Genomic DNA, 25,924 nt, shown 5'->3' with positions numbered 1-25,924 from the left:
TAAATTTAGTTAATACCTCTTAAAGGCTCTGTTAATTTTTTTAGATTTGCTAACAATCTATAGAATAATATAGTACATTTGTCGTCCTCTAAATTTTAATAAACTTTATACAATGAAAAAATATCTAAGTATTTTGACTTTAGCTCTTGGATGTTTGGTTTTTGCACAACAAAAAGGACAGCTAAGAAAAGTTGCTACAGTTGGCTTTCTTAACGTAGAAAACCTTTGGGATACTATCCAATCTGCTGATTACATAGATGGTACAAAGGATAAAAGTAATCCTTCTTTCCATAGAAGTGTACCGATTGACTCTATCAAACATCTTATAGTTGATGAGACACCTTTTAAAGGAGAATGGAGTGACGAAGCTCTTAAAGGTAAGCGTGTTGTAAAGTATCAAGGTGGATCTGATGAATTTACACCTAAAAGTGCTAAAAACTATAACTACAAAGTATATAGCCAAAAACTTGAAAACGCTGCAAGAGTTATTTCTGAACTTGGACAAAAACAAACAGGAACAGCGCCAGCTATTGTTGGATTATTAGAAGTTGAGAACAGACAAGTTGTTGAAGATTTGGTAAAGCAACCAAAACTTGCTAAATATGACTATGGTGTTATTCATTATAATTCTTATGATTATAGAGGAATTGACCCAGCGTTTATTTATCAAAAAAGAAGATTCACACCAACTAATTCTTTAAAGAAAGAAATTAAAATATATGGTGAAGACGGTAAAAGAGAATACACACGTCATATTTTAGTAGTAACAGGTATGCTGGATAATGAGCCAATTGCTTTGTTCCTTAACCACTGGCCATCTAGAAGAGGTGGAGAAGCGGTTTCTTTACCGAAAAGAAATGCAGCTGCGGCAGTTCTAAAACAACAGATGGACAGTATTCGTATTCAGTCACCTAACACTAAAATGTTAGCGATGGGAGATTTTAATGATGATCCAGTAAGTTCAAGTCTTAAGAATGTTCTTAAAGCAGCAGGATCACCAAAAGATCTGTCAGAGTCTATGCCATATCTTAACTTAATGTATCCATTATATAAGAAAGGAATTGCTTCGTTAGCTTATCAAGATGCGCCTAACTTATTTGATCAAATTATTGTCTCGGCTAACTTATATGCTCCAGCTAATGAGCTTAAGAAAGATTATACGGTACTAAGAACAGAAATCTATGCACCAGATTACCTGATAACTAAAGAAGGTAATTATAAAGGTTATCCTTTCCGTTCTTGGAGTGGTGATAAGTTTACAGGAGGATTTAGTGATCACTTCCCAGCATTTGTAATCTTACAGAAAGAACCATAATATTTAGGTTCTTTAATATAAAAAAGAAGCGCCCAATCTCCGATTGGGCGCTTCTTTTTTTGTGAGTTAATATTAATTTTAGTTCACAAAATCAAAATCCCGACTTACAATATTGCAAGTCGGGATTTCTTATAATAGAGATTGTTTGTAGCTTATTTGTTAAAAAGCTCTTCAACTTTATCCCAGTTGATAACGTTAAAGAAAGAACCAACATAGTCAGGTCTTCTGTTTTGATAATGTAGGTAATAGGCATGCTCCCAAACGTCAAGACCAAGCACTGGAGTACCTTTGCAATCAGCAACTGGCATTAGTGGATTATCTTGGTTTGGTGTAGAACATACTGCAACGCTACCATCTTCTTTTTTGCATAACCAAGCCCATCCTGACCCGAATCTTGTTTTTGCAGCTTCAGAAAAATCATTTTTGAATTTTTCAAAACCACCATAATTTTCGATAGCAGCTTTTACATTTCCAACAGGCTCTTTGCTACCTCCAGGCGTCAAAATTACCCAGAAAAGAGAGTGGTTATAGTGACCACCACCATTATTTCTAACTGCAGGTTTGTCAGTGCCAATTTTGCAGATTTCCTCAATCGTTTTACCTTCTAGATCCGTACCTTCAATCGCTTTGTTAAGATTGTCAACATAAGCTTGGTGGTGCTTAGTATAGTGGATCTCCATTGTTTTTGCATCGATGTTTGGTTCTAGAGCATCGTATGCGTAACCTAATTTTGGTAATTCAAAAGCCATAATAATTGTTTTTTATGTTAATGTTCAATTGTTCTCCAAATTTAATCAAATAATATGCGAAGCCTCGAATAAAGCCGTCAATTTTATAAATCTTTAACATTGTTTATATGTATTACTTTTATTTGGGCGGACAATTCGGGCTATTCGCTATATCTTTTCCCTTCGCTCGGTCGGCTCCGCTGCGCTCCGCCACCTCACTCCGGAAAAAAGATGCCGCTTCTATCCCGGCCGCGATTTCGGATAATTTAAGAATCTAGGTTATACAATAGCAAGTTGTTGAGTATTTAGCCAGTTAAATATAAATGATAAATAAACAATTGGTTGTGTTTCATTTGATAAACGAAGTGCCTTTGCCAATCTTAAAAAACATATTAGTTAAATGTTATTCCTTGTTTAGCTTTGCGTTTGAAATTATCGCAATGCTAAACGAAGTTTAATAGTATAATTATGTAAATATTTAAGGCAAACAAAGGCGTTAACACTTAGTTTGTGAAATTCAAAGCCTAAATGCATGATGGGTAATAGTAATAAAACTAAAAAAAATGTATTTTTGCAAATTACAAGAATTATACATGAAAAACATAAGAAACTTCTGCATCATTGCACATATCGACCACGGTAAAAGTACATTGGCAGACAGACTTTTAGAATATACCAATACCGTTACCCAAAGAGAGTTACAATCTCAGACTTTGGATGATATGGATTTGGAAAAAGAACGTGGAATCACCATTAAGTCTCACGCGATCCAAATGGATTACGAATTGAATGGTGAAAAATATGTTCTGAATCTTATCGACACACCTGGACACGTAGATTTTTCTTACGAAGTTTCTCGTTCAATCGCCGCTTGTGAAGGTGCTTTATTGATTGTTGATGCAGCTCAAAGTATTCAAGCGCAAACCATTTCTAACCTTTATTTGGCTTTAGAAAACGACTTAACGATTATTCCGATTCTTAATAAAATCGATTTGCCATCGGCGAATCCAGAGGAAGTTACCGATGAAATCATGAATTTAATAGGTTGCGATTACGACGATGTTTTAAGAGTTTCTGGTAAAACAGGAGAAGGTGTCCACAATCTTTTGGAGCAAATTGTAGCAAGAATTCCAGCGCCAGTTGGAGAGCCGGATGCACCGCTTCAAGCTTTGATTTTTGACTCTGTTTATAATCCTTTCCGTGGAATTGAAGCCTATTTCAAAGTTGTAAATGGAAGCATTAAGAAAGGTCAAAAAGTAAAATTCATGGCAACAGGAAAAACCTATGATGCCGATGAAGTGGGAACTTTGAAACTAAAACAAGCGCCTAAACAAGAAATTAAAACGGGAGATGTTGGTTATATTATTTCAGGGATTAAAGATGCTCGTGAAGTAAAAGTTGGCGACACCATTACTGCTACTGAAAACCCTGCTGCAGCTGCAATCGATGGTTTCGAAGAGGTAAAACCAATGGTTTTCGCTGGTATTTATCCAATCGAATCTGAGGATTTTGAAGAATTGAGATTTTCATTAGAAAAACTTCGTCTGAATGATGCTTCTTTGGTTTTCGAGCCCGAAAGTTCAGCCGCTTTAGGATTTGGTTTCCGATGCGGATTCTTGGGAATGTTGCACATGGAAATAGTACAAGAGCGTTTGGATAGAGAGTTCAACATGAACGTTATCACAACCGTTCCCAACGTTTCTTACCACGGTTACACCAAAAAGGAACCAGAAGTTGCAATTTTGATTAACAACCCGTCCGAAATGATGGACCCGATGACGATGGACAGAGTTGAAGAACCTTATATTAAAGCTTCTATTATTACAAAATCGGATTTTGTTGGTTCTGTAATGACACTTTGTATTGAAAAACGTGGCGAAATTGTTAACCAAAGTTATTTAACTGCAGATAGAGTTGAATTAATCTTCAATATGCCTTTGGCGGAAGTTGTTTTCGATTTTTATGATAGATTAAAATCAATTTCTAAAGGTTATGCGTCTTTCGATTATCATCCAATAGGTTTCCGTGCATCGAAGTTGGTGAAAATGGATATCCTTATTAATGGTGATATGGTAGATGCTTTATCATCATTAATTCACGATTCTAATGCTTATTACATCGGTAAAAGAATGTGTGAAAAGTTGCGTGAATTAATTCCGAGACAACAATTCGACATTGCAGTTCAAGCAGCTTTAGGAGCAAAAATTATTGCAAGAGAAACGATTAAAGCCTTAAGAAAAGATGTTACTGCAAAATGTTACGGTGGAGATATTTCCAGAAAGCGTAAACTTCTTGAAAAACAAAAAGAAGGTAAAAAGAAAATGAAACAAATTGGTCGTGTAGAAGTTCCACAATCTGCATTTATGGCGGTTTTGAAACTGAACGATTAATTTTTTTTTCGCATAAACATCAAAGCCGTTCCAGTTGGAGCGGCTTTTTTAATTTTTTATTGAAACATGTTTTTTCTTTCTGTATTTTTACAAGATTAGAATACTTGCAATGGGCAAAATCTTCCTTTTTGTTTTTATGATATTTGGTTTTTTCGGAGCGAAAAGTCAAGTCAATGCGGATTTTCGAGAAGTGAAAGAGAAATTCCAGCATCATCGTACAATGTTGGAAACCGAATTTAATAAAAAGCAAAATCAATTGACTAAATCCGGAATGATGGAGTTGGTTAATCAACAGAAAGAATATTTTTTAAAAAAACTTGATAGTGTCGAAAATGCTGCGTTGGTGGCGACTTTGGTTAAAGTAAAGAATCTTGAAGATCTTTCTCGCACTTTTCCAAGAAATTCGGATGCTTCCAAAATTGAAGATTCAAAAACTGAAGCGTTAGCAAAATATCCAGGCGGAATAGATGCTATTCGAAATTTTATCTCGGAGCATCTTTATACAGATAGCGTTAATTTTGAGGAGCAAGAAAAGCTTTCGACCAAAGTCAAATTCATTGTTGAACGGGATGGTAGCGTGAGTCAAGTAAAAGCCTCGGGAAATAGTGCAAGTCTCAATCGTCAAGGCGAGATTGTATTGTATTTATTACCCGAAAAATTTTCTCCAGCAGCCATTAATGGTGTTCCTGTGCGTTCTAATTATTCGATTCCTATCACCATTGCTAAAAATTAAAAGATGTTTACCGACGAATATTTTATGAAGATGGCGTATCAAGAGGCGGAAGCGGCTTTTGAACGTGATGAGGTGCCAATCGGATGTATTATTGTATCCAATAACCGAGTGATCGCGAAGTCGCACAATTTAACAGAGGCGCTTAACGATGTTACAGCGCATGCCGAGATGCAAGCGATAACTTCTGCTGCCAATTATTTGGGAGGTAAATATTTACAAAACTGTACGCTTTATGTGACTTTGGAGCCTTGCGTGATGTGCGCTGGCGCTTTAACTTGGTCTCAAATTTCTAAAGTTGTCATTGGTGCTCGAGACGAACATCGAGGTTACATCAACAAAGGATTGTCATTACATCCAAAAACGGAAGTCGAAATTGGCGTTTTGGAACAGCAATGTTCACAAATTGTAAAAGATTTTTTTAAATCTAAACGATGAATAAAAAACCACTCCTTTTGAGAAGTGGTTTTAATTTTTATAAATCTTTTCCGAGGAAGTAAAGTCCCTTTAATGTGTGAAGTCGATCTGCTAAATGAATTTTTTCGGTTAAAGGTTTGTAAACATGGCTAACGCCGCCAGTTGCAACAACAAAACAATCATCGTTAACTTCAGCGTTTATTCGGTCAATAAAACCTTCTACCATTCCCAAAAATCCGTAAACCATACCGCTTTGCATGCAGGTTACGGTGTCGAGTCCGAGAACAGATTTTGGTTTTTTAAGTTCAATTTCTGGAAGTTGCGCGGTTTGATTAATCAATGAATTAAGAGAAGTGATAATGCCTGGCGCAATGATAACACCCAGCGTTTCACCAGTTTCGGTAACACAACTTGCGGTAAGAGCCGTTCCAAAATCTAGGACAATTTTTTTCTTAGCTGGGTAAAGATTATGAGCTGCAACTAAATTTGCATAAATATCAGTTCCCATTTGTTTTGACTTCGCCTGTACACCAGATGGCGTTGTGCGATCCACTAAAACAGGTTTTTTTCCATGGATTTTTTCCACCGCACTCGATATATCTCTTGTTAGTTGGGGTACAACCGAACCTATGATAATTTTTTCGATGCTTTCTGGCTCTATTTTGTAGGTTTGATAAAGCATCAGAAATTGCGCATACATTTCGTCTCTTGTGCGATAAGGTTTGGTATTTATCACCCAAGAAATATCACAATTATCATCATCGAAAAGTCCGAAACGAATGTTTGTGTTGCCTATGTTTATTACAATTGAATTCATTAGAAAACTATTTTTTAATAATCTTTTCAGTTTTTAAAACTCCATTTTCTTTCCATTTTAAAATGTAGATACCAGAAGATAACGTTGAAAGGTCTGCTTGATTTTTACTTATATTAATATTGAAAATTTGTCCAGAAATAGAAGTAATTTGTGCATCTTCAATCTTATGATTAGTTTTAAAATTGATAATGTTCTTGGTGGGATTTGGGTAGATGATTGTTTTATTAAATGCAAGATCATAATTCCCTAAAGGTTTTTCACAAGATTCAGTCGATGTTACAACCTCATATCCATTCGGTGCAGTTGATTGTATTTTAATTCTTCCTGAAGCAACTAATGCGTTAAACTGTTCCACATCATCAACAATAAATTTTGAGACTTTTGTATCAATAAAATTTGCATAACCTAGGGTGCTGTTTTTAATGTGTTCATTATTTCTAAGATCAACAGTATCAATTTCAGTTTTATTCACGACAATTATTGATACGTCTTTATTATTGCATAGATTAAGCGTTCCTTTTAAGGCACTTACTTGTTCCTCTAAAAAGGGATCAATTGCAATGGTTTTTAAATTAGGGCTACTAATGAAACGATTTGTTATATCGCCAACCATTTTTCTTTGCGACCAAAACTGTTCTAACAAAGGCCAATCTTTATAAGAGTTTGGTATAAAAGAAACTGCCTCTTGGGCATTATCGCTAAGGAAGTCTAAGTATTTAAGCGTTTTAATACTGCCAATAGCTTCTGGAAAAATGGTGAATTTTGGACCTGCTAAAATTTGAAGATGTTCTAGCTTTTGAAGCTTTCCAACATTTTCCGACATATTACTTTCATTAATTGGAATTACTAGAATTTTCAGATTCGGAATATTAAAGATGTTTTCAAGATCTAGCTCGTCATAAGTATTTACGTAAGGATTAAATATTAGTAGTTCCTCAAGATTTAATAGTTCTGATATTTCTTTAGGGATTTTAAGAGTAGAACTTTTAGGTGTAATAGAAAGTTTTTTTAGGTTTTTGACCTCTGAAATAGCTGGAAGTAGTTCTAATTTATAAGAAGATAAATGTAGTTCTTCTAGTTTTTTCAAAGACCATATTTGAGATTGATTAAAAATTTCATCCGCCTCAATAGATAGTGTTTTTAATTGGTTAGCATAATTGGCAGTTGCGCTTGATACAAAAAAATTATTTGATGATGATTGTATTCTTAAAGATTCTAATGATTTTAGCTCGTAAAAAATATCTGGAAGATATGCTAAGTTATTAGATCTCAGAAAAATATACTTTAGATTTGTTAAATTTTTTATCGCTGCAAACTCATATTCATCGGGATTCAAATTGGCAGTATCTATACTTAGTTCTTCCAAGTTAGTTAAATTATAAATTTCTTTAGGAATGTCTCTTTTTAAATCATTTTTGTAGTATAATGATTTAAGTTTTGGAAGGTTCAAAAACGATGAAGGAATAGTAAATAGATTATTATTTAGACCAAGCTTTAGGCTTTCTAGATTACTCAATTGCGAAATTGAATCAAGATTTAAAAAGCTATTTTGAACATTAATATCTTTATTGTATCTGCTAACTACTGTAAGGTTTTTTAGTAATGAGAGGTTAATCAGGTTTTTAAAATCAAAATTTAACTTAATAATAGAGCTGTTAGCTTCTATACTTAAATCTTCTAAATAAACAAGTTCGGATATCTTCTCGCTAAAGTTAATAACAATGTTACTAAAGGGTATAAATGGCTTCAATGCAGTCACGTGGTCTGCCCCGTTTATATTACTAATCGTCACTCCAGGCCATTTATTAATTGGGGTTTGGTCGTTCCAGTTTGTAATGTTTAGGCTTTCAGCTATGGCTAGTAAAGCGTTTTTTTCATTTTGAGGTATTTCTGCTCTGCAAAGTGCAAAAGCAAAAAATAAAATAATCGAAAGAAAATAATTTTGTTTCATACAAATCTTTGGTTTTTTACAAAAATAGCATTAATTCTTATGCAAAAAATGAACTAATGCTATTTAAACATTACTTAACCTCCAGATAATTATCTTCGGGATTAACGTCGGCTAATCTTTGGCTAAAATCAATACCCATCGCAGAAATTTGCTCTTTTCCGTATGGGATTGTAAAGCTGTATTCTTGTTGCGTCCAAGGCCAGTAAGCCAAAATTTGGATTGGTCCGTAGATGTCGGCTTTTTTCCAAGTGTGCGTCATATTCAATGGGATGTTGTAATTGATCACTTTTTTATCTTTAGTCAAGATGCTAAAATCAATCGGCATAGGCATTGTCCCTTTATTGACAAGCGTAATCGTTGTCGAGTTGCCATCGTATTTTACATTTTTAATACCGTAATCAATTGTTTTTGTAGTGTTGATCCAATAGTTGTAAAACCATTTAAGATCCATCCCAGAAACTTGTTGAGCAATATGCATAAAGTCACGCTCTGTTGGATGTTTCATCGCCCATTCGTCATAATAACGAAGCATTACTTTGCTTAGATTATCTTCACCAATAATGTAGCCTAATTGTACCAAAAACAACTCTCCTTTAACATAAGATGCAAAAGAATAAGCCGTTCCGTTATCGTGATGATCTGCAAACCAAACCGCAGGTTCTTCTTTTCCAGTTTTAGTGAAATCCGCATAACGCGCAAGACTTTCTACAAAAGGATTTGGTTGTGGAGATTTTGGTGGAAATAATTGATTCATTACAAAATTCTCCGCATAACTTGTGAAGCCTTCGTCTAGCCAAGGTTTTTCGCTTTCGTTGGTTGCTAACATTTGCTGGAACCAAGAGTGCGCACCTTCATGAAACATTAATCCGCAAAGACCTTCCAAAGATTTTGATTCGCCTAAAATCATAGTGCACATTCCGTATTCCATTCCGCCGTCACCACCTTGTACGAAAGAGTAAGACGGCCATTTGTAACGTCCAAATTTGTTATTCATAATTTGGAAAAACTTCGTCACATAAGGTTTTGACTCTTCCCAATATTTAGTTTTCTCCGATTTCTGATACACGAAATATACTTTTGGTCCATCCAAAATTGTGAAGCTGTCAACAGAGTAATCGCGATCTGCAGCCCAAGCGAAATCTAACATGTTTTTCGCAGTCCACTTCCAAGTTACTTTGTTATTGGCATCGGGTTTTAAAGTAGGATTTTTAGTATAACCAGCAACGTCGTTAGGGTTTTCTAAAGTTCCGCCAGCGCCGATTATGTAGTTTTTATCGATTTTAATATTGATGTCAAAATCAGCAAAAGGCGCATGGAATTCTCTTCCGATATAGTCAAAAGTTGCCCAACCATCGTAATCGTATTCAGCGATTTTTGGGTACCATTGTGTCATCGTCATATCGACACCTTCGCGGTTATTACGTCCAGCACGACGAATTTGCATTGGGATATTCGCATCCCATTCCATCGTGAAAGTCGCAGTAGATTTAGACTTTATTTTTTCAGGAAGATAAACCTTCATAATCGTCTCCTGAATTTCAAATTTCAATTCTTTACCATTCAGTTTTATCCAATGGATATTTTGGCGACCTTCTTCATTTTGTGGGATGCTCGCTAATCGGCTAACAACGCCATTTGCCGTTTTTGCCGCCAATCTTCCGTCGGCATTTACACCTTGGTTTTGCACACGTTGATCCATCATCGATCCCGCCTTAAAGGTGTTCCAATACAAATGAAAATACACCACATCCAAGTCGTCTGGCGAGTTGTTGGTGTACTGCAACGTCTGCTTACCTTGGTAGGTAAAATTGGTCGCATCGACATCGATGTCCATTTTGTACTTCGCATATTGTTGATAATAAGCGTCTTTTTGCGCTGATAAAAACAACGAACAAAGTACCAATAACAAAGAAAATTTCACGTTTTTCATAACAAATTTTTTAGGGCGTGTCCCTTTGTTTTTTCTCCTTGGCTAAAGTTCCCATCCAAAAAAACAAGCGGGTCGCTACGTTCGCTTCAATCTTTGGTTTGTCGCTCGGACGACTCCGCTACGCTCCGTCGCCTCACTCCAACCCAAAGGATTTCCGCTGCCATCGCTCACGCAAACACAACTTTTTATTTCAAATTTTCTCAAAAATACTTAATTAATCCTGAAAATAGGGTACAATCTGTGGGTTTTCTCGTAATAAGGCGAGTTTTTGTAGACCCAATCCAATTGCGCTGCACCATCTTGAGCAAATTTCGGATCCTTTGCTTTTTCTAGTTCGAAAGCCGTTTTTAAAGCTTTGTCATTTTTAATTAATTGCTCGGCGGTGTCTTCAAAAACATAAGCCGAATAATATTCTTTTTGACCAAGAATCGCATCGAAAAAATTCCAGTTAAAATAAGAATCCACCGCTTCGGGTTCCAAAGTTTCGAGTAAGAACTTCATGCCGTTTTGATTAAGGTTGACAAGCACATCGCCAGCACGGAAAGTCTTTTGCGTATTTTCTTTACCAACAACAGTTTCGTAATGAAGATAATGACCTTCGTAAGGATTTTGCACCGTTTTAAAATCTCGAATTCGATATTGCTCAACAGAGATTAAACTGTCTTTTTTTATCGTTTTCATTTCGATGTTATTTAGTTTTAGAAGATCAATAACATGATATTCAGATTGAGGGATCACATAATATTTGGGGATTTTCACAAAACTTATTGGTGTGTAAGTGTCGTAATACAAAATCGGTTTTGAGAATTTTTTGTTTCTATCATAATACAGCCTTGGCTTCCCCGAAATGACGCTTGGCTTATATCCAGCTTCAAAACCTTTAAAGTCCAGTTGACTGTATTTTGTAGAATCCAACTTCCAACGAAGCGGATAATCTTGACCTATTTTGTATTCGTTGCGAGCTTCTTGTCGCTTTTGCTTTATTTGTAGATAATTCTTTTCCATATAATTAATACTTTCCAACATATAATCATAAGTCACGGCAACACGATCTTTATATGGTTTTAGCATGTGCGTTTCCACAACGGTCCCAATCGAGTTAAACAAAGTCGTGTAGCCAGTTGCATAACGCGGCGAATCTACAAAAGCTGGAAATCCTTTATCTGGAACATCTCCATGAATGTTGACATAAGGCACCGAAAGAATATTGCGTTCCGTAAAACTTTTTAAGATTTCGGGTTGCATATTTTGATGAAAATAATTGCCAAGCGGTTTTCCTAAACGCTCTTTATTTGTTGAAATATAAGTGAAAGTATGTTGATAATCAGCGCCATTGCTAACGTGGTTGTCAATAAAAACATCAGGCTGAAAATATTGATAAATCTTCTGAAAACTCCACGAGTTCTTAGTGTCCGTTTTTATAAAATCTCTGTTAAGATCGTAGTTGCGGGCATTTCCTCGGAAACCATATTGTTCTGGACCATTTTGATTGGCACGCGAAAACTGTCCACGATTCATCATGCCGCTAACATTATAAGCCGCAATTGCTGCAATCAAAACATTTTGAGGTGCTTTAAGTTTTTTTGTTGCAAAGTTGCGCATCATCGCCATTGTCGCATCGATGCCATCTGGCTCTCCAGGATGAATTCCGTTGTTGATAAGTAAAACAGATTTGGTCTTGATAAGACTTTCAACATCTTGTTTGTAAGGATTAAATATCACGACTTCGATAGGTTCGCCGTTGTCATCTTCACCCATTTTTAGAAATTCGATGGTTTTAAAATCCTTTGCTAATTGTTGATAGTAAGAACGCATCGTTGCGTAAGTGGTTGTTTGGTTGCCATTGCCTTGTTCAAAAGGCGTTTTGTAAGATTGTCCCCACAGAATTGTCGAGACAAAAAGGCTTGCGATAAAAATTGCTTTCATAGAAGAAATCTGATTTCGAACTCAAATTTAAGAAGTAATTTCTTTTATGACCAATGTTATAATCTTATTTAAACCTAAATTTTAGAGTTTTCCAAAATGAGTTGATCAATGAGTTGGACGCTTTTTTCGAATCGTTCTTGCCAATTTCCAGAAATTTCGATGAAGCTAATGTTTGATTTAGCGAGGTGTTTTCGATGATGAATATCGAGGGCATTTCGGTCAGATTTGTTGAGTCGAGTTCCGTCTTGAAAGTAAGGTGCATCTGCTGAAAGATATAAATAAAGATTGGCCTTTTGTTCAGCTTTTATATAATTAGGAATATTTAATTTTTTATTAAAAATGAATTCTGAATAAGATTCTGTAATGTGAAAATCTGTATCAATGATGTTTAAGTAATTGTTTAGACTAGATGATTTAATTCGTTTGTAATGTTCAAGATATATTCTTGAAAGATCATTAAATTCGAAATCTTTAGAATCATCGACAATATCTCGTCCTGCTTCCAAAACAAAATTACAATTATAATGTTTTGCTAGTCTTTCGGTAAGTGTGGTTTTGCCAGTGCTTTCGGTTCCTAGCAAGACGATTTTTAAAGAAAAATACTTTTGAACAGCCCTCGGTAAAAATTCCCAATGTTTGTAAATGTTAGCTCGGATTTCAGAAGCGGAAATATGATGTTCAAGTCGTTTAATATCAAATAGTTGGTGTTGAATATTCATTAATTCAGCAATCATTTCTCCATAAGGCTCAGATGTGACAACTTTTTCAAAATCAGGAAAATAAGTTTTAAAAACTTCGCTCCATTGTTTAGAAACTTCCCAAGAAGCTTCAGAAGTATTGGCGTAATCTTCTTCTTTGTAGTTGAACACAATAACTTTTAGGCGTTTGTTATTAGAAAAGCTTTCGTCAATCCAACTTTTTCTGAGTTCGCCAGAAAGTTGTTCATTTTGTTCTGTGCAAACCATAACTTCTACAAAATCATTGTTTTGTAAAGCAAAATCTATCAAAGCTTTGTGTCCCAAATGGAACGGGTAAAACTTCCCAAATACGAAGGCTTTCATAATTAGAATGCTTTATATTTAACACTTATCATAAAGTTTATTAGCATTTGCACGAAGTATTTTGCCGTGCCATCCGCCTCAACGTAAGCGTGATTAAAATATATATTATTAAAAATATTATTGACAAGAATACCAACTTCCCATTTTGTAAAATTGTAGAATGCGGCAGCGTTTACAAGCTGATAAGATGGGATTTTTTTATCATTCGCAAAATTAATAAAAGATGTAGCTTGATAACGATAACTTGCTTGTAATTGCAAAGCATTTTTTACGTATTTAATTTCTTGATTTACAATTAATTTTGGTGTTAGTATTGGAGTAAAACTTTCAGTGCTTTGTTTGATTTTTGAAGACATCCAAGAGCTGTTATTTGATAGCATCCAATTGTCATTAAGCTTATAATCAGCTGACAACTCAAGTCCCATTCTGTAACTTTTGTCCACTTTGTTGGTTAGTGCAATTCCGTTGGGTCCAAATTGTCCGTTTAAAACAATTTCATCTTTAAATTTCATGTAAAAAAGATTCGCTGATATTTTTAGATTATTGCTAAAATATCGGTATCCAAACTCATAATCTGTAACATATTCTGGTGTTGTCGTACCCAAAATTAATTCATTATTCTCGTCAAGAGATAAATTATCATTTCCTGCAAAAATATCGTTTCTGGTAGGTTCTCTTCCAACTTTTCCTAGACTGAAATATAGTTCTTGATTTGGTTTTAGGCTATAAGTTATTCCGAATTTTGGGTTTAGAAAATCCCATTCTAACGGTGTAAGTTCTGCGTCACCTTTGTAAAAGAATTTTGCATGACGGTATTGAAGACTTCCAGAAATTTTTATTTTTTCCCAGTGATAATCTGCTTTTACAAAGGCGCTAAAATCGTTTTTATAACCAGTATTTTCATAGAGTTCACCTAATTGCTTTTCTGTAAAAATAAGGTCGCGATTATACCAATTGGCATTAAGTCCAGTTTGTATTTTTAAGTGATTCCATTTTGTTTCTAAATTAGAATAAAAACCGCCAAAGTTAGATTGGAAACCATAGTTGTAGATTTCAGCATCTTCTGGAAGTCCGATAAAATTGTTGAGATTAAAGTCATAATTTCCTTTTAGAAATGTGTAATGAACCGCATTTTGCCAAGTTGTATTTTGCCCAAGTTTAATCTGATTTAATAATTGGAAAAAACTCTGGAAGAAATGATCTTTTTCGTTTCTATTCGCATTGGTACGAGGATCCTTATCAATTTGTTCTTTGGTAACGCCTAGCCAAGCCAAATCGTTATTTTGATTTCCGATAACTGTGTTGAATTTCCACGTAGATTTCGGATTAAAAATGCCTGCGCTTATCATTGCAGATTGTCCATGATTGGTCGAGTTATACTTGTAACCTCCGTTGTAAATTTCGCTAACTCTTACGTGGATTGCCTTATTTTTTATCAATCCCGAAGTGTATTTAGCATAAGCTCGAAATGCATTGTAAGAACCATAATTTGTCCCAAATTCTAATGCTCTTTGATGAAGATTTGGTGCACTAATTTGTAAACTTCCACCATAACTGGCTGTTCCGTTTTTGCTGAGTCCAATGCCTTTCTGAATTTGTAAAAAATCAACGGAATTAAAAAAATCAGGGAAATTAGAAAAATAAGCACCTTGATCTTCTGGCTCGTTCATGGGAGCGCCTTCGAAGTTAACATTAACACGTGTTTGATCGATGCCTCGAATTCTGTAATAAGAATATCCGTTGTTGCTGCCAGTGTCCGAATAGGCGGTTACAGCAGGAAGTTTATTGATAAGAAAGGGAAGTTCTGTACCGTTATTCTGTACATCTTTTTGTGGAAGATAATTGAGGTAATTGACTGCATCTAACTTTTTGGCTTGGCTTATAATAACAATACTGTCAATATTTTGGATGCTATCTTGTTTTTGAGCATTAGTTTGAATAGCAGCAAATAAAATTAGGATTATGATTAAATGTTTCATTTTGTGTTAATTTTACACAAATGTATAATTGATTTTTTAACTTTCAAAATTTTAATTAATGTTTATTTTACGCAAATGTTTAAAATACTGAAAATCAATATGTAAAATTAAACTTCGAAATAAAAGCCTTGTTGTTCCAAGCTCTGATATTTCTCTTGGTTAAATTGAAATAGTTTAGCCGGTCTACCGCTTCCTTCTTTTCTTAAATTCTTGGTTTCGATTAAGAGATTGTAACTCATTATTTTTTTTCTGAAATTACGACGATCAACGTCTCTTCCTAAAATACTTTGATAAAGACTTTCTAGATCCGAAAATGCAAATTCTGTTTTTAAAAGATTGAAACCAATTGGTTGATATTGGATTTTAGTTCGTAGACGCTCTAAGGCTTTTGTAACAATCGTTAAGTGATCGAATGCGAGATTGGGAAGATTATTAATACTAAACCATTGTGCGTCCGATGCATCTGTGGAAGCTTTAAGGTCGTATGATTTTGGATTAACAAGACCAAGATAAGCCACCGAAATAACGCGATTTCTAGGATCCCGATCGAGTTCTCCAAATGTGTATAGCTGTTCAATGAAGGTTGTTTTAACACCAGTTTCCTCGTGAAGTTCCCGAGAAATAGCTTCCTCCAAAGTTTCTTCGTTTTTTACTAAACCACCAGGTAATGCCCAAGAGTCGAGAAAAGGTTCTATATTTCTTTTAATTAAAAGAATATGCAATTCTTTATTTTCGAAATATCCAAATACAACAGCATCAACGGCTACTTTTATATTTTGCATTTTTGCGTTATTTTAACACAAAGATAGGTTTATAAGAATAGTTATATCAATTCTAGGTTGTTTTTTTACTATATTTACTTTCAAAATTTTTATAATGTAAAAAAAAGAGATTAAACAATATGCTTAATCTCTTATATTAAATTTATATTTTTTGAATTGTAACATTAGTGACATTGCCACTTCCAGTACCACCTGTTTCATCTTTTAGAACAGTATTGGTAGTTCCAATATTTACGACTGCAGTAAATTTGATCTGTTGACCACTTGTAACCTGAAGCATTGTTGTATAAGACATTAATTCGCCTAATGCAGTACTTGTTGGTACAGCATTATAATGACTGCCTCTTCCTAAGTATACATCTGTCGTAATTGTTCTAATCCCTAATACCAGCTGTGATTTTTCTTGTAAGCCAGCGAAACCAGCCTGCATCGTTATAAGATAATTTCCAGATTCATTAAAGGTTAGTATCCCAGTATCGGTGTTATAGGAGTAAAGACCTGAGTTGGTTACTGGAGAATTATATAAAAGTGTTGTAACAGTATTGGCTGGAATTGATTGGGTTGCTTTTAATTGTGCATGGAAAACTGTATAATTGCCAAAATTAATAGTTTTTAGTACTCCGTTAGCGTCAGCTACTACCTGTCTATCAGTCCCAGAAGTACCAATGTTTGTATTAATGTCATTAATTTGAACATTACCAGATGAAACATGTAGTTTTTGAGCAGGTGTTGTCGTACCAATACCCACACGATGGTTAGCTGCATCAACCGATAATGTACTTCCATCTACTGAGAATGCGTTGGTTGCTGTACTTGTAAAAGCTATAGGATTAGCGCCTTGCGCAATTGTTGTCGCTTTTGACAATGGGCCACCAAGTTGTATATCATTTGTAGACTTAGTCAATCCATTACTAGCGGTAACTGTAGCTCCACCAGACATGCTATTACGACTAGCAGTTTTTATAACACCTGTTCCATCGACAACAAGAACATTATTTGTAGTTCCTGTTTCTGCTTGTAAACCTTCGATTCTTACAGGGTCGGCTGTCGCTGTAGTTTTGACATGTAAAGCATTTGTTGGTGCAATTACACCGATGCCTACATTATCTTGAGGATTGGTAGTTGGTATACCATTATTGTCTAACGTAGAATTTGGTAGTCTTCCTAAGACAATTGAATTACTTGCGCCCACTTTAGCTTGCGCCCCAATTGCTGTTCCGAAGTTTAGACTTGTTTCTGTGTAGGATGGTGCTACAGTAGCATTTGTTCCTAAAAAACTCGATTGGCTAATAGCATTTAAAGTCGTTGGTAGCTTTTGTAGGGAGGTTGCTCCTAAAGCCGATACTCCATCATATTTGACATCAAAACCAGGTGTAGTTCCTGATGTATTTTGTGTGATTTGCGATCCTACAAATGTATTTTGATTATGATCAACGCTAGATTTAAGAAATACTGCAGTCGAGGCGCCAATATATGTGTTGTTTACACCTGTGGTCATTGAAGTTCCGGTGCGATATCCAAATGCGGAATTATTACTGCCAGTTGCACTTTGTAAAGAGTTTACTCCAACGGCGGTGTTCCAACTATTGTTGTTTGCTGCAAGTGCGTTATTGCCAATTGCAATAGAGTAGTGTCCTCCGTTAGTAAACGTTGATAAAGCATTGTTGCCAATCGCTAACATAGAGTCACCAGAAGTAAGGTTTTGCAAAGCGCTTTCACCAATCGCTATAGGTGCGGTTGCACTAGTTGTAGCAATTACTTTTGATAAGGCATTGTAACCAATACCGATTGCACTGTTGCCAGTAGTGTTAGAACTTAAGACGTTGGTACCTAAGGAGATGTTTCTGGTTCCCGTAGTAATAGATTTTTGACCGTCTTTCCCGATGGCAATATTATCTGTTCCAGTTCCTAAAGATGTTCCATTGCTTCCGAATCCAGCATCTTGAGTTACATGGTTATTGTTTGTAAGCATGCGTAAATCTTGAATAGGAACATTAGGCGTTAATTTAATCCATTTGTTTGCAGTTGAGCTATAATAATAGTATCCAGCTGAATCAATATTAGAAACTTGGGCAAAACTTGGATCTGTTGCAATGGTTGCTAATGACACATCAGTCACGAAAACCATGGCTCCATTTTGCGAGCTACTATAAGTACCCGATGCTTTAAGCGAAAGTTCTTTCTTTGTCAAAGATGGTGGGATAATACCATCCTTTGCAGTTGCTGTATTGGTGTTTGCTGTATTACGTTTTTCGCGTACATGCAATGTTGAATAGGGCGCTGTCGTGTCGATCCCAACTTGTGCTGAAGCAAATAAAAATGAACATAATAAGGCAATGCTTAGAATTCTTTTTTTCATGATCAATTTGTATTAAATTTTATGCAAAACTAAAAAATAAAGAATTATTTTATCATTGAAAATCTTGGTTTTTTTAAATGTGACGCTATTAGATTATTTGTATTGTTTTATTAATCAATAAGTTGTGATTTATTTTGTATACGCATTGTAACTTTGTGTTATGTTGGGTATTTTGCATTATTATTAAAATTTAGTTCATATTTGTTCTAAATTTTTTTTCAAAAGCTTTTTCAAAAATTATAATTTTTACAAGATGCATTCTTAAATTTGTATCTTAAAACACAAAAAATAAAACTATGAGAAGTTTAACAATTATAGGATTAGTCCTATTTGGGATTGCAGCTTTACTATTTTACGCAACAACCAATTTTTCTGTAGGAGAAATGAAACTTTCCCACTTTATGGGAGTAATGGCTGGTGTCGGTTTGGGTTTGATAATCGGAGGGATTGTTGGTTATGTGAGTAAGGGAAGCGCTATAAAGGAAGATGAGCGTAGAAAAGCTTACAAGCAATTACAAAAAGATAAGTTAGAGCTTGAAAAGCAACAACAAGCTTTGGCTAAAGAACAGGAAGAGGCGGCTAAACAACAAAACAAAGAGCAGAATTATTTGTAATTCTGCTCTTTTTATTTAATTAAATTTTTTTACTAGAAATTGTAACCCAAACCTAGGATAAAGAAGCTTGGTCTATTGTCATAGTTAATCTCTGTATTGCTACCTCCAACTGAATTGATGAATTTTCTTTCATCTTTAGAGAAGGCTCCTTCGTATCTTGCATTAATAACGAATTTCTTAAGTGTTACATTTGCACCAAATTGGTAACCAACACCAAAGTCTTTAGCTTCAGATTCTGTAAAGTTCTCAAACTTATTGTCTTTTGAAGTGTTAACTGAAAAAACAGGACCAACAAAAGCACTCAAAGTTTCTCCCATTAGGTTATAACCTAATAAAACAGGAATGTCTATTCTATCGTTTTTAGCTTCAAGTTCTATATTTTTACCAGCAACAGGATCATTAACTTCAACGGAGTTTTTGATACTTGTGTAATAGATTTCTGGCATTACAAAAAGAGAAGTTACAGGAAGATTAATTTTAGCAGAAAGACCAAAATTAAATCCAGTGTTGCTCTTTCCGTTGCTTTCCCAAGCATTAGAAGCTGTGTTTTTAATATCCTTCCATTTTGCTGAAGATGTATTGAACAAAAGGTTAGCTCTCGCTCCTAATGTAACTTGCGAAAATGCTGCAACACTTGCAAACATTGCCATCGCTGTGATTAATTTTTTCATGAATATATAAATTTTACGTTAAACTTGTTTGATCATTTTCAAGCATAAAGTGTCTTAATTGCTTGAACAATTCTGATGAGTAAACGAAGTCAATTAAGTTTTTATTCTTAGCTGTGGCCAAAATATCTTTATTGCCTTCCCATTCTTTAACACCGAGACGAAGATACAAAATCTTTTCTCCAATGGTCATTACCGAGTTCATATCGTGGGTATTAATGATGGTTGTAGTGTTGTATTCTTTTGTAATTTCCATTAAAAGATCATCGATAACATTAGATGTATAAGGATCAAGACCAGAGTTAGGTTCGTCACAAAAAAGATACTTCGGATTGTTGACAATTGCTCTCGCGATGGCAACACGTTTTTGCATTCCACCAGAAATCTCTGACGGGAATTTTCTATTGGCATTTTGTAGATTAACACGACCAATTACTTGTAAAACTTTACGTTTCTTCTCACGGAAAGTCATATTCGTAAACATATCTAGCGGGAATTGTATATTCTCCTCAACAGTCATCGAGTCAAAAAGCGCACTTCCTTGGAAAACTGTTCCTATTTCTGATCTTAATAATTGTTTTTCGTCACGAGACATATCAACAATGTTACGACCATCAAATAAAATAGCGCCACTTGTAGGTTGATATACATTAAGTAAACTTTTTAGGAAAACCGTTTTCCCAGAACCACTTTGTCCGATAATGAGATTAACTTTTCCTGTTTCAAAAGTTGTAGTAATACCTTTAAGAACTTCAGTTCCGTCAAAGCTCTTTTTTAAATCTTTAACTTCTATCATTAGCTTAAAAGCATTTGGGTTAATAATAAGTCACAAATAATAATTGATACGATTGTCCAAACAACCGCCTGCGTACTTGCACGACCAACTTCTAGTGAACCTCCTTTTACATTATATCCAAAATAAGCAGGAATTGTGGCAATTAAAAAAGCAAAAACTGCAGTTTTCAAAAATGCATACCAAATAAAGAATGAAGGCATATACATTTGGATACCAGTAATATAATCTGCTTCTGTCCAGTTTTTAGTAACGATACCAGCAATATGTCCACCCCAAATACCTACAGCAATACTTATTGCAATTAATAAAGGATTAAAAATAACGCTCGCAAAAATTTTAGGTAAAATCAAAAAATTAGGAGAGTTAACACCCATAATATCTAGTGCGTCGATCTGCTCTGTAACACGCATTGTACCAATACTTGATGCGATATATGATCCTACTTTACCCGCAAGAATTACCGAAATAATCGTTGGTGAAAACTCGAGGATTAAGACAACCTTTGTTGCATATCCAATAAATGATAAAGGAATCGGAAAACTAGAAGCAGAGAAGTTGTTAAACATCTGGATGGCTACAACTGCGCCCACGAAGAAAGATGTGAAAAGTACCAATCCAAACGAATTAACGCCTAGGTCGTATATTTCTCTCATGAGTAGCTTCATGAAAACCTGCATTTTTTGCGGTTTGCTTATTACTTTTCCTAACAAGAGAACGTATTCGCCTATTGCCTTAAATAATCTTCTAAACATTTTGTAAAATTAAACTTTTTGCGGAGATTATCGTGCATTTTTATCTCCAACAATTACCAAGTATATGGTTTTGAGAATAATAACAAAATCTAGGCTAAAACTCCAGTTTTTCACATAAAAAGCGTCGGCAAGTGCTCTTTTTTTCATTTGGATGTTCATATCGCCATCATCACCACGTAGTCCATTGACTTGCGCAAGTCCCGTTATTCCTGGCTTTACAAGACTTCGAATGCTGTAACGACTAATCTTTGGTTTGTAAAATTCGTCAACTAAAAGCATGTGTGGTCGTGGTCCGATAACAGACATTTCGCCTTTAAAAACATTAATAAATTGGGGCAGTTCGTCGATGCTGGATTTTCGAAGAAATTTTCCAAGTTTAGTAATGCGTTTATCACCAACTTCTGTTGTTTTGGTTGTGGAATCTGCATTGTTGACCATTGTGCGGAACTTCCAACATTCAAAAATTTCTTCATGAAAACCATAACGCTTTTGTTTAAAAAAGATAGAACCTTTACTGTCTAACTTTATTAAAATAGCAATAATAGGAAATAACCAAGAGCAAACCCCGAATAAAACAACTACTGAAAAGACAATATCAAAACATCTCTTTAATAATGCATTCGTGAAATAATCCAAAGGATATTTAGTCGGCGTTAAAACGGGTAGAGTTACAATATAGTTAATATCGTATTCAAAAAAATTATTCTGGATGATATTCGGCACTAATGAAATAATGACTTTGTTACTTTCAGCAGCAAGAAATATTTTTCTTTCTAAATCTGCTTCTAAACAATTTTCAGAAGGGAGAAAAACAGTATGGATTCCTTCTTTCTTCCAAAAAGTTATTAACTCGTTAATATCAATTTTAGAATGAGGATAATCATAAATTTTATAACCATAATCAGGTCTAGTTTCTATGATTTCTTTTAAGATTTCAGTTGATGTACTTTCTCCAATTAACATGACGTTTCGGTGATTTTTCCCTAAAGTTCTAATGTATTTTAAAAGAGAAAAAACCAAACTTTTAAAAGGTATCATTACCAGAAGCATAAAGCCAGCAAGATAGAAACGTTCTGTTTTTAAAAATTCGTTATTACTTACCTTTCCTAATAGAATGACACCCAAAAAGAAAATGAAGATGTGAACAATAATCCTCTCAAGGTAACTAGTAAATGTTAGGCTTCTTGGGACGTGGTATAATCGAGTACGGCCACTCAATAGTATCCAAAATAAACATAGTAATGCTGTAGAAAGTAGATTTTGCTCAATCTCAACTGAGTCGTATTTCCATTCAAAATTTCGATAATAAAATATCACAAAAACAGATGCTACTAGAATCATATCTAATAGTATCATAAGGCTTTTAAAATATCGAGAATATCGGAGTTTTTGCATCTACATTGTAATCAATCCGCTAATATAATATTTTTTTTAAGGAATATTTAAGTATTTATGCGTTTGGATTGAGGAACGCCATTCTGGATGTTCCAATATAAAGTCGGTTATCTTCGGATAATTAGCATCTTTTTTACTCCATTCACTTTGTAAAAACAATTCGCAGTTAGGATTTACCCTTGCGGCTTGTTCTTCAGCGAATTTTAGATCATTGTTGTTAAATACGATGACTTTCAATTCGTTAGCTACTTTGTAGATATCATCTAATGGTAAGCCTGTTTTTTTAGGAGACAATGTAATCCAATCCAATTGTCCCGACATTGGATAAGCGCCAGAAGTTTCGATATGAATGGTGCAACCGAGTGATTTTAATTTAGATGTTAATAAATCTAAATTCCACATCAAGGGTTCGCCACCAGTTAATACTATAGTTTTACAATATTTGGCTGCGGTTTCCGCGATTTCTTCGGTTGACATTAATGGATGAAGTGTCGGATCCCAACTTTCCTTAACATCACACCAATGACAGCCAACATCGCAACCACCTAATCTAATAAAATAAGCTGCCTTACCAGCATGAAATCCTTCTCCTTGAATAGTGTAAAAATGCTCCATCACTGGGAGCATTTTACCTTCTTTTAATAATAAATCTTCTTGTTCTTTAGTCATTATAAACTGAAGTTTTGTAAGCGATAATCGTGTTTTTCATTAACATCGCTCGTGTCATGGGACCAACACCACCTGGTACTGGCGTTATCCAACTTGCCTTAGCAGCGCAACTATCAAAGTCTACGTCGCCTGCAAGATGGTAACCTTTTTCTGAGTTGTCGTCAACACGTGTAATACCAACGTCAATAATTACAGCGCCTTCTTTGATCATATCACCTTTTAAAAAATGAGGATCGCCTAGAGCGGTAATCACGATATCTGCTTTTTTAGTATATTCTTCTATATGTTGTGTGTAAGAATGCGTCAACGTCACAGTCGAATTCCCTGGAAAATCTTTTCTCCCCATCAAAATGCTCATTGGTTTTCCAACGATGCGACTACGACCAATAATTACACAATTTTTTGCTTTTGTTTCAATATTGTAGCGCTCTAGCAAAGTCAAAATTCCAAAAGGGGTTGCTGGTAAAAATGTGTCCATTTCTAAAGCCATTTTCCCGAAATTTTCTGGGTGAAAACCATCCACATCCTTTCTAGGATCAATTGCCATAATGATTTTTTCTTGGTCAATTTGCTTTGGTAAAGGTAATTGAACAATAAAACCATCGACCGCTTTTGATTTGTTAAGTTCATCAATTTTTTCTAAAAGTTCAGCTTCAGAAACTGTACTTGGGAATTTGATTAAACTTGAACTAAAACCAACTTCCTCACAATCTTTCACTTTGCTATTGACATAAGCTTTACTTGCGCCATTGTTACCAACTAAAATGGCAACTAAGTGTGGAGCACGTCTTTTGCTAGCCAAAATTTTTTCGACCTCCTCGCGGATTTCTTGTTTAATTTCTTTTGAGACTTTTAGTCCGTCTAAGATTTGCGCCATTTTTCTTTCTTTTTACTTTTATATTAGATTCTTTTTACTTCGATTTTTTATAGAAATTTATCAAACCATTGGTTGAAGAGTCGTGATTTGTAATGTCTTGATTATCTTTTAATTCAGGTAGGATTTTGTTGGCTAAAACTTTTCCTAACTCAACACCAAATTGGTCAAAGCTGAACACATTCCAAATGACACCTTGTACAAAAATCTTATGCTCGTAAAAAGCAATCAATTGTCCTAAAGTGTAAGGGGTTAATTCTTTGATTAATATAGAGTTAGTTGGCGTGTTTCCAACAAATATTTTATAATTGATAAGCTTTTCAATATCTTCTTCAGAAAGACCTTGATTCTCTAATTCTGCTAAAACTTCTTCTTCTGTTTTTCCAAATGCTAAAGCTTCCGTTTGAGCGAAAAAGTTGGCTATGAGTTTATCTTGATGATTAGAGACATCATTACATGATTTTGAAAACGCGATAAAATCTGATGGAATCAATTCCGTGCCTTGATGGATTAATTGATAAAATGCGTGCTGTCCGTTTGTTCCAGGTTCACCCCAAATAATAGGCCCCGTTTCATATTCTACAAAATCACCATTTCTGTCCACCGATTTCCCGTTGCTTTCCATGTCGCCTTGTTGCAGATAAGCTGCAAAACGATCAAGATATTGAGAATAAGGTAAAATAGCGTATGTTCCTGCTGCGTAAAAATTTCGGTACCAAATCCCCAAAAGTCCCATTAATACAGGAATATTTTCTTTAAAATCTTTAGTTTTAAAATGAATATCTGTTGCTTCGGCACCTTTCAAAAGTTGTTCGAAATTTTCATAACCAACTGCTAAAACAATGCTTAATCCAATCGCACTCCAAAGTGAGTAACGACCGCCAACCCAATCCCAAAACTCAAAAGTATTTTCGGCTAAAACTCCGAATTCATTAACTTTTTCTGTATTTGTAGAAAGCGCAATAAAATGCTTAGCAACATCAGCTTCATTTGCTCCAGATTTCAAGAACCAATCTTTCGCAGACTGAGCATTGGTCATTGTTTCTTGCGTGGTAAATGTTTTAGAAGCGATAATAAATAAAGTCGTTTCTGGATTTAAGTTTTTAACAACTTCAGCGATGTGATTGCCATCAACATTTGAAACAAAATGAACATCCAAACGTGTTTTAAAATGCTTCAGCGCTGAGCAAACCATTACTGGACCAAGGTCTGAACCGCCGATTCCGATGTTGACAACATCCGTAATTTCTTTTCCTGAAAAGCCTTTGTGTTCGCCAGAAATTACTTTTTCTGAAAAAGCTTTCATTTGGTTCAAAACTTTTTTGATAGCTGGTTTAATGTTTTCGCCATCTACCAAAATTGGTGTTTCCGAAAAATCGCGCAAAGCAGTATGCAGAACGGCTCTGTTTTCAGTTTCGTTGATTTTTTCACCAGAGAACATTTGTCCGATGGCTTCCTTTAATTGCGTCTCTTCTGCTAATTTTAACAACAAATCCAAAGTGCGCGAATCGATAAGGTTTTTCGAGTAATCAAAAAGCAAATCTTCCGTTTCAAGAGAAAACTCTTTGAAGCGTTCTGGATTGTATTTGAAAAGTGTTCTCAATTCAAAATCGTTGTTTGCGAAATGACTTTCTAAGTCTTCCCAAGCTTTGGTATGAGATGGATTAATTTTTGGAAGCATAATCACAAATGTTTTTAATCTACAAATTTACTGAAAATTCGTCGGATGAGCTTGCAGATTTTTGTGCTTTTAATTTCATTTTTTCAAAAG

At 34.9% G+C, this 25,924-nt stretch carries 21 protein-coding genes; 5 read left to right on the top strand and 16 right to left on the bottom strand.

Going from position 1 to position 25,924, the window contains the following annotated elements:
* The first annotated feature begins 112 nt into the window (after positions 1-112).
* On the top strand, positions 113-1,315 hold the full coding sequence (locus B5X62_RS12340) for an endonuclease/exonuclease/phosphatase family protein (protein WP_079667740.1): 1,203 nt from the start codon (positions 113-115) through the stop codon (positions 1,313-1,315).
* A gap of 152 nt (positions 1,316-1,467) precedes the next feature.
* Here the strand turns inward: B5X62_RS12340 and B5X62_RS12335 are convergent, their stop codons facing one another.
* Positions 1,468-2,064, bottom strand: a complete 597-nt coding sequence (locus B5X62_RS12335; protein WP_079667739.1) for a superoxide dismutase — start codon at positions 2,062-2,064, stop codon at positions 1,468-1,470.
* A 572-nt stretch (positions 2,065-2,636) separates the two neighbouring features.
* Between B5X62_RS12335 and lepA the strand changes: the two genes are divergently transcribed.
* The 3 genes from lepA (at position 2,637) to B5X62_RS12320 (ending at position 5,601) form a co-directional block, all read left to right on the top strand.
* Positions 2,637-4,433 carry a translation elongation factor 4 gene (gene lepA, locus B5X62_RS12330; protein ID WP_079667738.1) on the top strand — a complete coding sequence of 599 codons (1,797 nt, stop codon included), beginning with the start codon at positions 2,637-2,639 and terminating at the stop codon, positions 4,431-4,433.
* A 109-nt stretch (positions 4,434-4,542) separates the two neighbouring features.
* On the top strand, positions 4,543-5,166 hold the full coding sequence (locus B5X62_RS12325; RefSeq protein WP_079667737.1) for an energy transducer TonB: 624 nt from the start codon (positions 4,543-4,545) through the stop codon (positions 5,164-5,166).
* A gap of 3 nt (positions 5,167-5,169) precedes the next feature.
* The gene (locus tag B5X62_RS12320) at positions 5,170-5,601 is read left to right on the top strand and encodes a nucleoside deaminase (protein WP_079667736.1); all 432 of its coding nucleotides are present in this window, start codon (positions 5,170-5,172) and stop codon (positions 5,599-5,601) included.
* Positions 5,602-5,638: 37 nt separating this feature from the next.
* Here B5X62_RS12320 and B5X62_RS12315 read toward each other — a convergent pair whose 3' ends face one another.
* The 8 genes from B5X62_RS12315 to B5X62_RS12280 all read right to left on the bottom strand — a co-directional run bounded on the left by B5X62_RS12315 (position 5,639) and on the right by B5X62_RS12280 (position 18,385).
* Positions 5,639-6,397 carry a type III pantothenate kinase gene (locus B5X62_RS12315; protein ID WP_079667735.1) on the bottom strand — a complete coding sequence of 253 codons (759 nt, stop codon included), beginning with the start codon at positions 6,395-6,397 and terminating at the stop codon, positions 5,639-5,641.
* Positions 6,398-6,404: 7 nt separating this feature from the next.
* On the bottom strand, positions 6,405-8,348 hold the full coding sequence (locus B5X62_RS12310) for a T9SS type A sorting domain-containing protein (protein ID WP_079667734.1): 1,944 nt from the start codon (positions 8,346-8,348) through the stop codon (positions 6,405-6,407).
* A gap of 70 nt (positions 8,349-8,418) precedes the next feature.
* Positions 8,419-10,278 (bottom strand): M1 family metallopeptidase, encoded by a 1,860-nt coding sequence (locus B5X62_RS12305; protein WP_079667733.1) that lies wholly within the window; start codon positions 10,276-10,278, stop codon positions 8,419-8,421.
* 210 nt (positions 10,279-10,488) lie between these two features.
* Positions 10,489-12,204, bottom strand: a complete 1,716-nt coding sequence (locus B5X62_RS12300) for a M14 family metallopeptidase (protein WP_079667732.1) — start codon at positions 12,202-12,204, stop codon at positions 10,489-10,491.
* A 74-nt stretch (positions 12,205-12,278) separates the two neighbouring features.
* A complete protein-coding gene (locus tag B5X62_RS12295; RefSeq protein WP_221405229.1) occupies positions 12,279-13,265 on the bottom strand; it encodes an AAA family ATPase in 987 nt (328 codons plus the stop codon).
* 2 nt (positions 13,266-13,267) lie between these two features.
* Positions 13,268-15,244 carry a TonB-dependent receptor gene (locus B5X62_RS12290; RefSeq protein WP_079667730.1) on the bottom strand — a complete coding sequence of 659 codons (1,977 nt, stop codon included), beginning with the start codon at positions 15,242-15,244 and terminating at the stop codon, positions 13,268-13,270.
* 107 nt (positions 15,245-15,351) lie between these two features.
* Positions 15,352-16,026 (bottom strand): NUDIX hydrolase, encoded by a 675-nt coding sequence (locus B5X62_RS12285; protein WP_079667729.1) that lies wholly within the window; start codon positions 16,024-16,026, stop codon positions 15,352-15,354.
* 142 nt (positions 16,027-16,168) lie between these two features.
* Positions 16,169-18,385: a beta strand repeat-containing protein gene (locus B5X62_RS12280; RefSeq protein WP_079667728.1), complete on the bottom strand. Its 2,217-nt coding sequence runs from the start codon at positions 18,383-18,385 to the stop codon at positions 16,169-16,171.
* Positions 18,386-18,681: 296 nt separating this feature from the next.
* Here B5X62_RS12280 and B5X62_RS12275 point away from each other — a divergent pair, with 296 nt between their 5' ends.
* Positions 18,682-18,999, top strand: a complete 318-nt coding sequence (locus B5X62_RS12275; protein WP_079667727.1) for a hypothetical protein — start codon at positions 18,682-18,684, stop codon at positions 18,997-18,999.
* A gap of 32 nt (positions 19,000-19,031) precedes the next feature.
* On the opposite strand, the gene B5X62_RS12270 is transcribed toward B5X62_RS12275, so the two are convergent.
* The 7 genes from B5X62_RS12270 to pgi form a co-directional block, all read right to left on the bottom strand.
* On the bottom strand, positions 19,032-19,670 hold the full coding sequence (locus tag B5X62_RS12270; RefSeq protein ID WP_079667726.1) for an outer membrane beta-barrel protein: 639 nt from the start codon (positions 19,668-19,670) through the stop codon (positions 19,032-19,034).
* 13 nt (positions 19,671-19,683) lie between these two features.
* The gene (locus B5X62_RS12265; RefSeq protein ID WP_079667725.1) at positions 19,684-20,463 is read right to left on the bottom strand and encodes an ABC transporter ATP-binding protein; all 780 of its coding nucleotides are present in this window, start codon (positions 20,461-20,463) and stop codon (positions 19,684-19,686) included.
* Entirely contained in the window at positions 20,463-21,215 is a 753-nt protein-coding gene (locus B5X62_RS12260) for an MlaE family ABC transporter permease (RefSeq protein WP_079667724.1), read from the bottom strand. The genes B5X62_RS12265 and B5X62_RS12260 overlap by 1 nt, the downstream gene beginning before the upstream one ends.
* Before the next feature lie 27 nt (positions 21,216-21,242).
* The gene (locus B5X62_RS12255; RefSeq protein ID WP_245797195.1) at positions 21,243-22,571 is read right to left on the bottom strand and encodes an exopolysaccharide biosynthesis polyprenyl glycosylphosphotransferase; all 1,329 of its coding nucleotides are present in this window, start codon (positions 22,569-22,571) and stop codon (positions 21,243-21,245) included.
* Between the two features lie 75 nt (positions 22,572-22,646).
* A complete protein-coding gene (locus tag B5X62_RS12250; protein ID WP_079667722.1) occupies positions 22,647-23,279 on the bottom strand; it encodes a 7-carboxy-7-deazaguanine synthase QueE in 633 nt (210 codons plus the stop codon).
* Positions 23,272-24,156, bottom strand: a complete 885-nt coding sequence (locus tag B5X62_RS12245; RefSeq protein ID WP_079667721.1) for a bifunctional 5,10-methylenetetrahydrofolate dehydrogenase/5,10-methenyltetrahydrofolate cyclohydrolase — start codon at positions 24,154-24,156, stop codon at positions 23,272-23,274. The genes B5X62_RS12250 and B5X62_RS12245 overlap by 8 nt, the downstream gene beginning before the upstream one ends.
* Positions 24,157-24,190: 34 nt before the next feature.
* The gene (gene pgi / locus B5X62_RS12240; protein WP_079667720.1) at positions 24,191-25,834 is read right to left on the bottom strand and encodes a glucose-6-phosphate isomerase; all 1,644 of its coding nucleotides are present in this window, start codon (positions 25,832-25,834) and stop codon (positions 24,191-24,193) included.
* Between the last annotated feature and the right edge of the window lie 90 nt (positions 25,835-25,924).

Source organism: Soonwooa buanensis (assembly GCF_900167905.1).
GTDB lineage: Bacteria > Bacteroidota > Bacteroidia > Flavobacteriales > Weeksellaceae > Soonwooa > Soonwooa buanensis.
Note: the sequence above shows the minus strand (reverse complement) of the source record. Positions and strands in the feature narration are given on the sequence as shown.